Genomic DNA, 12,360 nt, shown 5'->3' with positions numbered 1-12,360 from the left:
TCAGGCTTGGTGCGAGGGAAGAGTTTCCGCTCGCTAAGCGGCGTGTTCGACGGCCGATTGCCGACGAAGGGCCACTACAGAGAGTTTAAGCCGAGCAGCCGCCGCTTGGAACTCGGCGGCATCGAGCAAGATCGTCGAATCGGCTTCGATCGCGAGAACGTGCCCGCCCGCGGCGGCGATCGATTCGAGCGTTTTCACGCCAACGGTCGGCACATCGAACCGCATATCTTGCTGCGGCTTTGCCACTTTCACGACGGTGAACCCGCCGGTACGGCAAAGGTCGCCCGCACGGCGGATGCAGAGGTCGGTCCCTTCGATCGCTTCGACGGCGAGGACCGCTTGGTCTTTCACGCAAACGGTTTGCCCCACGTCGAGGGCGCCCATCTGCTTCGCGAGGTCCCAACCAAACTCCACGTCTCGCTCCTGCTTCACCGAGAGCGGCCGGCCGGCCACTTGGCCGGTGGAGACGAGCAGTTCGGGAGCGAAGTCAGTGGCCGGTTCAAAGGTAATGCCTTGAGCGGCGAACGCCCCAATGAGGGCCAGCAGCAGCGAATCGTCCTTTCGATCCTTCGTCCCGGTGACGAAGTGCCGGTAGAACGTCTGCAGCGCCGTCCAATCGGGCCGATGGCGAATCCACCAGCCGGGGCTGTAGAAGGTCACCTTGTGCACCTTGCCCGCCATGACGGCCCGCGCGCAGCCATGCTGCTTGAAGCGGCGAATGATGCCGCCGATCGAACCAAGTCCCACCCAGTGAAACTCGTCGCAGAGGTTCCTCAAATCGGGATCCGCGTGATCGCGGATCGCCGTGCAGGCAATCCGATAACCTTGTCGTCGCAGTTCTTCGGCGACGACGATCGGATAGCGTCCCCAACCGGCCAGCAGGCCGATTGTTTCGCCCGGTTGCGTTGAAGCAGCGAGTTGAGTCACAGGGCAGGGCGGGGTTAAGCGGCTTTGTCGGTCGAAAGATCGTCGCCTTCTTCGGCAACTTCGCCGCGGAGTTCTTCGATCTGCCGTTGCAGAATGCGGAACTGGCGCCGCATTTCGGGGAGCTTCGCCACGGCAGCCATTTGCAGTTTGGCCTGTCGCAACGGGGCCGCCGGGGCGCCGAGCATTTCGGCCCCAGCTTCCACGTCGTTCGAAACGCCCGCCTTCGAGCAGAGGATCGCGCGATCGCCGATGTGAACATGGTCGCGAACGCCGACCTGCCCTGCCATGACGACGTAATCGCCCGTCGTCGTGCTGCCGGCGATGCCGACTTGCGAACAAATAAGATTGTGCCGGCCAAGGCGGCAGTTGTGAGCGATCATCACAAGGTTGTCGATCTTCGTGCCCTCGCCGATCACTGTCGGGCCGTAGGTGCCGCGATCGATCGTCGTCCCGGCGCCAACTTCGACGTCGGCGGCGAGCTCGACATTGCCAAGCTGAGCCGACAGCAAGTGCCGACCATCGACCTGGCGATAGCCAAACCCATGAGCGCCGATGATGGCGCCAGCATGGATGACGACACGGTCGCCGACGCGGGTGTTTTCGTAGAGCACCGCGTTGGGGAAAATCGTGACGCCGGCGCCGATCACGCAGCCCGGCATGAGGCGAACGCCTGAATGGATCGTCGTGTGAGCGCCGATCGTCACTTCCTCGCCGATCGTGGCGCCAGGATGGACTTCGACGTTCCGCGCAAGCTTGGCCGAGGGACTCACAAACGCCTGTGGCGACACGCCGACGCGAACCGGGACGCGGGGCGGGTGGAAGTGCCGCACCGCCGTCGCAAACGCCGCGTGGACGTCGGCGACGACAATCGACGGCTTGCCGCCGCAATCGACGTTCGGGGCTGCGATCACTGCCGAGGCCAGCGACGCGGTCAGACCACGCGCGCGGTCGGGACGCTCGGCTAGCGTCACTTCGCCATTGCGGGCGACGTCGGTGGTCGCCGCTCCGGTGAGAGGGATGTTCGCATCGCCGCGGAGGTCGCCGCCAACCAGCCGCGCCAGTTCGCCCAATGTAGTCGGCATCGAGAGGAAATCCTTTTCCAAGTCGACGAGTCGTGATAGCAAATTCGTGCTAGCGGGGCAGCAGCGGCTGCGGCGGGAGCGCGACAAGGGGCGAATCGTAACCCGACTCGCAACGCTGCGACAAGATCAATGCGGTCACCGATTTGCGGTTGTCGCCTTCGCACGACGTCGCTTCGCCTCGCGTTCGCCCTGTAACGGCGAGTTGCGGGCGAGATACATCGCTTGCTCGTAGTGTCGCTGAAGCTGCAGAAACTTCTGCAAGCTTCCCCCTTTATCAGGGTGGAGTTCCTTCACCTTCCGCCGGTAGGCCGCGAGCACCTGCTCTTCGGTGCAGGGGAGTTCGAGATCGAGCGTTTCCAAGCATGGTGGCCGACGTTTGCGAGCCCAGTATGGAACGCCCGGACGCATCGCGTAGGTGACCACCACGAGCGCTCGCCCCAGAGAGCGAAGATAGCGGCGCACATCGGTCGCCATGAGCACGAGTCCAAGCGCTGGAACGCCGAACGCCAAGGCGAGAAACACAACGACGGCAGCCGGGTCGGCGCCGGGAGCAGTTGGCTCAACATAGCCCACGAGGCTTGGCACGTTGCCGACCAGATCGTGCTGTGAGGAAGCGAATGGCAACCGAGGCATCCTTCGCGCTGGAGCCGCCTCGACTCACTGAAGGGAACAGAGCCGCTGCATTGTAGCGAAGAGCGGCGAAACGTGGGGAGCGGCAAACTGCTGCGATTGCCGGCGCCCAACTTGCCGCTGTCTAGGCCGACCTCCTTCGCCGTGAGCTCAACGGGCTCCTGAAATCCGCCCGCCGGGCACTCTTCAGGTGAACGGATGTTGCGTAAAATCTGCCTACCGCACATCGCCGAGAAGAAGAGCCACCGCATGCCCAGCCGAAAGCCGAAAGCCACGACCTTGCCCGGCATGGAGTCCTTCCACGCTGCGACGCAATCGTGGTTCGGCGATGCACTCGAGACGCCAACTCGCATTCAACGCGAAGCGTGGCCGGTGCTCGCCGCGGGCAAGAGCGCCCTGCTGCTGGCGCCGACTGGCTCCGGCAAAACGCTGGCCGCGTTCTTGGCGGCGATTGATCGGATCATGTTTCACAGCGACCCTGCTTCGGCGGAAGAAGCGGGGAAGGGGAAAAGTCCAAGGGCGAAGCGCGCCGCCAAGTCCACCAAATCAGCAAGCGTCGAGAATCGCTCCCCCGGCCCCTCCCTGCCAGGGAGGGGAGTGCGGATTTTGTACATCTCGCCGCTGAAAGCGCTCGCTGTCGACGTCGATCGCAACCTCCGCACGCCGCTCGTTGGCATTCAGGCCGTCGCCGAACGTCACAGCCACCCGTTCCATCCGCCAAAAGTCTCCGTCCGCTCCGGCGATACCTCGGCCGCTGAGCGTCGCGACATCGTTCGCCACCCGCCCGACATCCTCATCACCACCCCCGAGTCGCTCTATCTACTGCTCACGTCGAAGTCGCGCGACATCCTCCGCACGGTCGAGACGGTGATCATCGACGAAATCCACGCTGTCGCCGCGACGAAGCGCGGCACGCACCTGTTCCTCACGCTCGAACGGCTCGAACGCCTCCGCCGCGACGGCGACGAGTCACGCCCGCGGCTGCAGCGAATCGGCCTCTCGGCAACGCAGCGGCCACTCGAAGAAATCGCCCGCCTGCTCGGCGGCGCCGAGGCCGACGCGAAGCCCGATTCGCCCGTCCGCCCGCGGCCGATCGAGATCATCGACGCCAGCGAACCAAAGCGGCTCGACCTCCGCATCGAAACGCCCGCCGAAGATATGGCCCGGCTCAACCAGCCGCTCGAAATTCAGACGGGCCCCGCCTCGGCCGGCCCGGCGTTCGCTTCGATTTGGCCGACGATTCACCCGCGACTCGTCGAACTGATTCGCTCGCACCGCTCGACGATGGTCTTCGTCAACAGTCGCCGCCTTGCCGAACGACTGGCGGCGGCGATCAACGAACTAGCCGAAGAGGAAATCGCCCAGGCCCATCACGGCTCGATCGCCCGCGTGAAGCGGGTTGAGATCGAAGATCGCCTAAAGCGCGGCCTGCTGCCGGCGATCATTGCGACGTCGTCAATGGAGCTCGGCGTCGACATGGGCGCCGTCGACCTCGTGATCCAGATCGAGGCCCCGCCGTCGGTTGCCTCGGGCATGCAACGGATCGGCCGGGCAGGGCACAGCGTTGGCGCCCCGTCGAGCGGCGTCATCTTCCCCAAGTATCGCGGCGACCTGCTCGCCTGTAGCGCCGCGACCGAGCGGATGATCCGCGGCGAAGTCGAATCGACCCGCTACCCGCGCAACCCGCTCGACGTGCTCGCTCAGCAAATTGTCGCGATCGTGGCGATGGATCCGCTCAGCGTCGACGAGCTCTACGCCGCCGTCCGCGGCGCCGCGCCGTTCCACGAACTGCCGCGCAGTTCGTTCGAAGGCGTGCTCGACATGTTGTCGGGCCGTTACCCTTCGGACGAATTCTCGGAACTCCGCCCCCGCATCACCTGGGATCGGCTGAGCGGGCAGCTCACGCCGCGCAAGTCGTCGCAGCGACTCGCAGTGCTCAACGGCGGCACGATTCCCGATCGCGGTCTGTACGGCGTGTACCTCGCGGGCGACGCCGGCAGCGGCGGCACGCGCGTCGGCGAACTCGACGAAGAGATGGTCTTCGAAACGCACGCCGGCGATATCTTCTTGCTCGGCGCCTCGTCGTGGCGGGTGCTCGAGATCACTCGCGACCGTGTCCTCGTCGCCCCCGCGCCGGGCGAGCCTGGCAAGATGCCCTTCTGGCGCGGCGACGGGCCGGGCCGTCCGCTCGACTTCGGCCGCGCTATTGGCGAACTGTCGCGGACGCTGGTGAAATCGTCTCGCGACGAAGCAGTGCAGCTGCTCCAAGAATCGTGCCGCCTCGACGAGAAGGCGACGGAAAACCTGCTCCGCTACGTCGAAGACCAACGCGAAGCGACCGGCGAACTCCCCAGCGATCAATGCCTCGTCGTCGAATCGTTCCTCGACGAGATCGGCGACTGGCGAACCGTCATCCTCTCGCCGTTCGGATCGCGCGTGCATGCTCCGTGGGCAATCACCGTCGCGAGCCGGCTGCGGTCCGAGACGGGGCTCGAGGTCGACTTCACCTGGTCCGACGACGGCATGGTTTTCCGCCTGCCCGAAAGCTCGCAGGCGCCGACGGTCGAGATGCTGTTCCCCAACTCGGGCGAAGTCGAAGACCAGCTCGTCCGCGAACTTGGTTCAACCGCCATGTTCGCCGCCCGCTTCCGCGAAAACGCCGCCCGTGCGCTGCTCCTGCCGCGGCGACAACCGAATCGCCGCACGCCCCTCTGGATGCAGCGCCGCAAGTCGGCCGACTTGCTCGCCGTCGCCTCGCGCTACGAGCGGTTCCCGATCATGCTCGAAACGTACCGGGAGTGCCTGCGCGATGCGTTCGACGTGCCGGGGCTGAAGCAACTGCTCACCGAAGTCGAACGGCAGTCGATCCGCGTTCACCAGATTGAAACGTCGTCGCCGTCGCCGTTCGCTTCGTCGCTGCTGTTCAACTACACGGCCAACTTCCTCTACCAGGGAGACGCCCCGCTTGCCGAACGCCGCGCTGCCGCGCTCGCGCTCGATCATGCCCAGCTGCGCGAGTTGCTCGGCACGACCGACTACCGCGAACTGCTCGACGCCGACGCGATCGAGTCGCTCGTCCTCGAACTCCAACGGCTCGACCACCGTTCGACCAACGGCCCCGACGGCGTTCACGATCTGCTGCTCCACCTCGGCGATCTCAACGACGACGAACTCGCCGCCCGTTGCCCCGCCGAGGCGAGCGAAACGGGCCAGTTAAAACGCTGGATCGACGAGCTGACCGCCACCCGCCGCATCGTCCGCATCCGCATGGCGGGCGAACGCCGCTACATCGCCACTGAGGACGCCGCCCGCTACCGCGATGGCCTCGGCGTCGCCTTGCCGCCGGGGCTGCCCGACGCCTTCCTCGAAACGAGCGAAGACCCCGTCGGCAATCTGGTCGCCCGCTACGCCCGCACGCACGGGCCGTTCCGCGCAAGCGAAGTCGCCAGCCGACTCGGCCTCGGCGCCGCGATCATCGAACCGGTGCTGCAGCAACTAATGCAACGCAACCGCGTCCTGTTCGGCGAGTTCCTGCCGGGCGGATCGGGCCGCGAGTGGTGCGATGTCGCCGTGCTACGACGCTTGAAATCGAAATCACTCGCGAAGCTTCGTAAGGAAATCGAACCCGCCCCGCCCGAAGCGCTCGCCCGCTTCCTTCCCGGTTGGCAAGGGATCGAACGCCCCCGCCGCGGCCTCGACGGGTTGCTCGACGTCGTCGAACAACTGCAAGGGGCACCGCTACTCGCCTCGGATCTCGACGAACTGATTCTGCCCGCGCGCTTGACTGACTATCACTCGGGTGACTTGGACGATCTCACCACCGCCGGCGAAATCGTCTGGCGGGGACTCGAAAGCGTCGGCCCCAACGATGGCCGCATCGCCCTGTTCCTTGCCGACAGCGTGCCGCTACTCGCCCCGCTGCCGACGCCGCTCGACGATCCGTTGGTCGTGCGGATCCGCGATTTCCTGGCGAGCAAAGGCGCCAGCTTCTTCGACGACGTCGCCGCCGCGTGCGACGAGTTCCGCAACGATTTGCTCGACGCGCTCTGGCAACTCGTGTGGAACGGCGAAGCGACGAACGATTCGCTCGCCCCCCTCCGTTCGCGCCGCGGCAGCGGTTCCTCGTCGAGCGGTTCGAGCAGTTCCAGCGGGCTAAGTTCACGCACCCGCTCCCGCCGCCGTAGCGCCCGCGCGTTCCGCTCGCGGCGGCTCGCTCGGCTCCCCGGCAGCGAAGGTCGCTGGTCGCTGATCAACTACGGCGACGAAGCGAAACGCTCGCTCACGGTTCGCCAAACCGCCGTCACCGAACAACTTCTGCGGCGCTATGGCGTCCTCGTGCGGCCGGCCCTATCGCGCGAGTTGATCGACGGCGGCTTTACGGCGCTCTACCCCATCCTCCGCGCAATGGAAGAAACGGGCCGCGTGCGGCGTGGTTACTTCGTCGCCGGCATGGGAGGAGCGCAGTTTGCCTCGGCCGGCGCCGACGACCTGCTCCGCCGCGCGCCGCAAGTCGTCGAACCCCACATCGACAACGTCCTGGTCCTCGCCGCATCCGACCCCGCGAACGCTTACGGCTCGATCATCAAATGGCCGTTGCCGCAGGTGGAAGGCTTGCAACCGCAGCGTGGCGGCGGGGCCCGCGTCTTCCTGCTCGACGGCAAACTGATCGGCTTCCTCAGCCGCGGCGGCGCCCACCTAATGACCTTCGCCCCGGAAGATCCCAGCGATGCGTCGATGTGGCAGGAGAAGCTCGTCCGCTCGCTCGCGAACCTCGCCAAGCGCGGCGCCTCGCTGATGATCGCGCAAATCGACGGCGACGCCGCGGGACTCTCGCCGCTCGGCAAGGCGCTCGCTCGCCATGGCTTCTCCCCCACGAGCCGCGGCTATTTGCACCGTGGGTTCGACCTGACGCAGGAGTTCACCGCGACGCATGCCTGAAGGAGATACGATCTACCGCACCGCGACGACGCTGCGGCCCGCCATGGAAGGAAAGACGATCGCCCTCGCGCGGCTCCGCGATCGGCAGTTCGAAGTCGAACGCCTCATCGGCGCCACCGTCGACCGCGTCGAAGCCCGCGGCAAGCATCTGCTGATGCACCTCTCGACCGGCGAGTTCATCCACTCGCACATGGGGATGACCGGCTCGTGGCACATCTACCACCCTGGCCAACCGTGGCGCAAGTCCGAGCACTACGCCGCGCTGTGGCTCGACATCAACTCGCTCGAGGTGATCTGCTTCTCGCCGAAGCAGCTGGAAATGCTTACGGCCGATCAGCTCCGCCGCCACCCGCACATCCAGCGGCTTGGTCCCGATTTGGCCGACAAGCAGTTTGAGATGGCCGAAGCGATTGCCCGTTTCCGCGCCCGCAACCATCTGCCGCTCGGCGAAGCGGTAATGAACCAGACGATCGTCTGCGGCATCGGCAACATCTACAAGTCGGAGATCTTGTTCATCATGCGCTTCGACCCGTTCACGCCGGTCGAACGCTTCACCGACGACGAACTGGGCGCGATGCTCACCAAGGGGCGAGCGTTAATGCTTCGCAATCTCGGCGGCCCGAACCGGACGACTCGCTTCGGCAGCGACGCCGGCCGACTATGGGTCTACGGTCGTTCGGGAACGCCTTGCCCTAAGTGCGGCGCCCAAATCGAGTTGCGCCGCCAGGGCGAAGCGGGCCGCACCACCTGCTGGTGCCCCCAGTGCCAACCTGCACGGTAAGTCCAGATCGAGAATTTGAGGTCTGGACTATTCTCCGCAGCCGCAGCTAGGGCTATCATCCCAGGTCGCCTAGTCCTCTCATTTTCACTTGCTGCTGCGGTCAGCGGGCGTCTCGCTCGCACGACAATCGCAGGGAAAGCGGCAACGATGCGACACCACCGATCTGCGCTCAACGTCTCGACTCATCTCCCCTCCGCCCGCAAACGCAGCGCTGCCTCAACGCCGCTCGCGACTCGTCGCTTGGCGTTCGAGTCGCTGGAGAGCCGCCGCGCACTCGCCGCCACGCCGGTGACGATTTATGCCGCCGGCTCCACAGGTTCTGAGGCGTTTCAACTGCAGATCGACGGCGTCACCGTCGCTAGTTGGACCAACACGCGCGTCCTCACCGCGGCGCGGACATTCGACGCCTTCACCTACACTCACCCGACCGACGTGACGATCGACCGCGTGCGCGTCGTCTTCACGAATGACGGCCTCACGGCTGGCGGCCAAGATCGCAATCTCACGGTCGACGGCGTTACGCTCGGCAATTCGAAGTACGAAACCGAAGCGAGTAGCGTCTACTCCACCGGCACTTGGGATGCCGCGACGAATGGCCGACTGCCCGGGTTCCGGCAATCGGAAACGCTGCACTACAACGGCTACCTTCAATTCGGCGCCGCGGGTTCGACGGTGCAAGTTCGCGCCGCCGGCCGCACGGGCGAAGAACAGATCCAGCTACAGGTCGCCGGCCAAACAGTCGCGACGTTCAATAACGTCGGCGGCAACTACGCGACGGGGCAGTTCGTCACGTTTACTTACAACTCGACGACGGCGATTCCGATCAGCCAGCTACGCGTCGTGTACGCGAACGACGGCAATACGGCCGCGGGCGTCGACCGCAACCTCCGCGTCGACGCCGTCACGCTCGACGGCATTCGCTACGAAACAGAAGGCCCCAACGTCTTTTCCACCGGCACCTACGTGACTGGGCAGGGGAGAGTGCTCGGCAAACTGCAGACTGAGTATCTCCACCTCAACGGCTATTTTCAGTACGGCGCCACCGGCTCGGTGATCGAGGTCCGCGCTGCGGGCCGCACGGGCGAAGAGCAGATGCAGCTGCAAATCGCCGGCACTACGGTCGCGACGTTCAACAACGTCGCCGGGAATTACTCGTCGGGGCAGTTCCAGTCGTTCGTCTATCTCCACCCGACGACGGTCGCGTTGAAAGACGTCCGCGTCGCCTATACGAACGACGGCAACTCCGCGGCCGGGGTCGATCGCAATCTCCGCGTCGACGGCGTGACGCTGGACGGCACGTTTTACCAGGCCGAAGCCCCGAACGTGTATTCGACCGGCACCTACATCGCCGAGGTCGGCCGCGTCCCCGGGCTGTGGCAGAGCGAGTACCTCCACTCGAACGGCTACTTCCAGTTCGCTTCGACGGCCGTCCCCGGCGTCCTTGCCCTCGGCACATCGTTGATCACGGTGAACGAAGCCGCTGGCACCGTGTCGATTCCGGTGGTTCGCACCGGCGGCAGCGACGGCACGGTCGGTCTGCGTTACACCACGGTGAACGCCACCGCGATCGCCGGCAGCGACTACACGGCCAAGTCGGGCCTCGTCGTGTTCGCCCCCGGCGAGACTACTAAGTCGATCGTCGTGCCGATCAATGACGACCTGCTCGACGAGATCAGCGAGACGTTCAACCTCGCCGTCGATCAATCGATCGGCGGAGCAACCGTTAACCAACCGCGCACCGCAACGATCACCATCGTCGACAACGACGGCCCGCCCGATCCGGGCAACGGCAACGGTTGGCTGGCCGCCTACTATAATGATCACGACCTCAGCGAACTCGTGTTCGAGCGGACCGACGCCGTGATCGACCAGAACTGGGGCGGCGGCTCGCCGTCGTCGTCGATCGACGGCGATACCTTTTCGATCCGCTGGACTGGCAAGGTCGAACCGCTTTACAGCGAGACGTACACGTTCCGCAGCACCGCCGACGATGGCGTGCGGCTGTGGGTCAACAACCAGCTAATCATCGACCAATGGTGGGACCAACCGGCGACCGAGTACAGCGGCGCCATCGCGCTCGTCGCCGGCCAGCGCTACGACATTCGACTGGAATATTACGAGAACAGCGGCCAAGCCTCGGCGAAGCTCGAATGGTCGAGCCCCAGCCAGGCACGGCAACTCGTCCCCCAATCGCAGATTTACAGCGATCCGCCGACGCCCACGCAGAACGGCACATTCTCGTTGCAGACGACCGTCGCCGGCCTCTCGGCGCCGACCGCGATCGACTTCGATGCCAGCGGCCGGATGTTCATCTCCGAACAGCGCGGCACGGTGCGCGTCGTGCAGAACGGCCAACTGCTCGCGACGCCGTTCCTCGACATCACCAGCCGCGTCAATCACATGCAAGACCGCGGCATGTTGGGCGTCGCCGTGCATCCCAACTTCCCCGCGACGCCTTACATCTACGTTTCCTACACGTACGACCCCGCGGAAACGCTAAGCCGCACCGGCCTCGCCGGTCCCGACGGCTCGGGCAATCGCGTCGCGCGAGTCAGCCGCTTCACCGCCGACCCTGCCACCGGGTTCAACACGGCGATCGCCGGCAGCGAAGTCGTGCTCGTCGGCACGAACAGCACCTGGGCTAACATTAGCCACCCCGAACTCGACAGCACCGAAGACATCAGCCTCGCTCCGTCGGGCGGTCTCAACGGCGAGATGCGCGACATTCTCATTGCCGACTCGCGCTCGCACACCGTCGGCAACGTCGCGTTCGGTACCGACGGCAAGCTGTACGTCAGCAACGGCGACGGCGCCTCGTTCGGCCGCGTCGATCCGCGGGCGGCGCGGACGCTCAGCCTCGACAGTCTTTCCGGTAAGCTGCTCCGCATCGACCCGATCACCGGCGCCGGCCTCGCCGACAATCCGTTCTTTAATGGCGACGCAGGCGCGAATCGCTCGAAAGTCTTTGACTACGGACTGCGCAATCCGTTCCGCTTCGCGTTCGAACCGACGACGGGCTTGCCATACATCAGCGACGTCGGCTGGAACACCTGGGAGGAAATCAACGTCGGCCGCGGCAAGAACTTTGGCTGGCCCTTCTACGAAGGGGGCAGCGGCGTCAGCAACCAAACTGGCGGCTACAAGGACCTGGGCGAAGCGCAGGCATACTACGCCTCGGGCGCCTCGGTTACCGCATCGTTGTGGGCCCGCACGCACTCCGCCGGCGCCGTGGCAATCGTGGCCGGCGATTTCTACACCGGTAACGTTTACCCTTCGAGCTACCAGAACGCGCTGTTTCTCTCCGACTTCGGCGACAACCAGCTTCGCGTGCTCCGCACGAACGCTGGCGGCGGCTTGCAGTCGGTGACGGCGGTGGGGCTCAACATTGGGCCCGTTGTTGAAATGTCGATGGGGCGGGACGGCTACCTGTACATGGCGAACCTCGCGTCCGGCACGGTCAGCCGCTTGCTGTTCACGCCGGCGAGCGCGTCGTTGATGGCCGCTGAAGCGCCACTCACGGCGCCGCTGAGCGGAGATCTCAGCGGTGACGGCGTTGTTGACGGGGCTGATTTCCTCGCTTGGCAGCGAGGTTACAACGGCACTGCAGCAGCAGCCGCTACGCTGGAAAGTTGGAAGGCGAACTTTGGCAGCGCGATCAGCGCTGACGCCACCCTTTCAAGCGCCGCACGCGTCGAGAGTGAATCGGTCGCCGCAGCTGGCTTGAGCACTGATCTCTATTGGCTTGCGTTCGAGGCAGACGAACTATCCACTTCCAACGCAGACGACATCGATGAATCCGAGGTCGGGGCGGTGCAGTCGCCGAGCGTGACCTCCGCTCCGCTTGCGGCGCCATCCCTCGGCGACGCTCCGTTCGAGGCCGATGAAGAGTCTTCACCCATAGCGTCGACTGATGAAGCTTTCGACGCGTGGGAAGATGATGAGTTCGACTTCGCAGCGCCGCTGCTCAGTGCGAACTAGCGAACTCCCCTAGCCCGCGGCCTG

Annotated in this window: 6 protein-coding genes; 3 read left to right on the top strand and 3 right to left on the bottom strand. The window is 65.2% G+C overall.

The window, feature by feature from the left end; translation table 11 throughout:
* Positions 1-33: 33 nt before the first annotated feature.
* The 3 genes from ACQY7R_RS25960 to ACQY7R_RS25950 form a co-directional block, all read right to left on the bottom strand.
* Positions 34-927 (bottom strand): LpxI family protein, encoded by an 894-nt coding sequence (locus tag ACQY7R_RS25960; RefSeq protein WP_428308448.1) that lies wholly within the window; start codon positions 925-927, stop codon positions 34-36.
* A gap of 14 nt (positions 928-941) precedes the next feature.
* Entirely contained in the window at positions 942-2,009 is a 1,068-nt protein-coding gene (lpxD, locus tag ACQY7R_RS25955; RefSeq protein WP_428308447.1) for a UDP-3-O-(3-hydroxymyristoyl)glucosamine N-acyltransferase, read from the bottom strand.
* A gap of 135 nt (positions 2,010-2,144) precedes the next feature.
* Positions 2,145-2,633, bottom strand: coding sequence for a hypothetical protein (locus ACQY7R_RS25950; RefSeq protein WP_428308446.1), 489 nt, complete (start codon positions 2,631-2,633; stop codon positions 2,145-2,147).
* Positions 2,634-2,888: 255 nt separating this feature from the next.
* Between ACQY7R_RS25950 and ACQY7R_RS25945 the strand changes: the two genes are divergently transcribed.
* From ACQY7R_RS25945 to ACQY7R_RS25935, 3 genes are all read left to right on the top strand, one after another.
* The gene (locus ACQY7R_RS25945; protein ID WP_428308445.1) at positions 2,889-7,577 is read left to right on the top strand and encodes a DEAD/DEAH box helicase; all 4,689 of its coding nucleotides are present in this window, start codon (positions 2,889-2,891) and stop codon (positions 7,575-7,577) included.
* Entirely contained in the window at positions 7,570-8,358 is a 789-nt protein-coding gene (locus ACQY7R_RS25940; RefSeq protein WP_428308444.1) for an Fpg/Nei family DNA glycosylase, read from the top strand. Before ACQY7R_RS25945 ends, ACQY7R_RS25940 begins: the two co-directional genes overlap by 8 nt.
* A gap of 147 nt (positions 8,359-8,505) precedes the next feature.
* Positions 8,506-12,336, top strand: a complete 3,831-nt coding sequence (locus tag ACQY7R_RS25935) for a carbohydrate-binding domain-containing protein (RefSeq protein WP_428308443.1) — start codon at positions 8,506-8,508, stop codon at positions 12,334-12,336.
* Positions 12,337-12,360: the final 24 nt, after the last annotated feature.

The organism is Lacipirellula sp. (assembly GCF_965279485.1).
In the GTDB taxonomy this organism is placed as follows: Bacteria; Planctomycetota; Planctomycetia; order Pirellulales; family Lacipirellulaceae; genus Lacipirellula.
This window is presented reverse-complemented; position numbering and strand designations above follow the sequence as displayed.

What these genes read in the sequence shown, in the direction of transcription:
- lpxD (WP_428308447.1), bottom strand. Translation starts at nt 2,009, where the DNA reads ATGCCGACTACATTGGGCGAACTGGCGCGGCTGGTTGGCGGCGACCTC.
- ACQY7R_RS25945 (WP_428308445.1), top strand. Translation starts at nt 2,889, where the DNA reads ATGCCCAGCCGAAAGCCGAAAGCCACGACCTTGCCCGGCATGGAGTCC.
- ACQY7R_RS25940 (WP_428308444.1), top strand. Translation starts at nt 7,570, where the DNA reads ATGCCTGAAGGAGATACGATCTACCGCACCGCGACGACGCTGCGGCCC.
- ACQY7R_RS25935 (WP_428308443.1), top strand. Translation starts at nt 8,506, where the DNA reads ATGCGACACCACCGATCTGCGCTCAACGTCTCGACTCATCTCCCCTCC.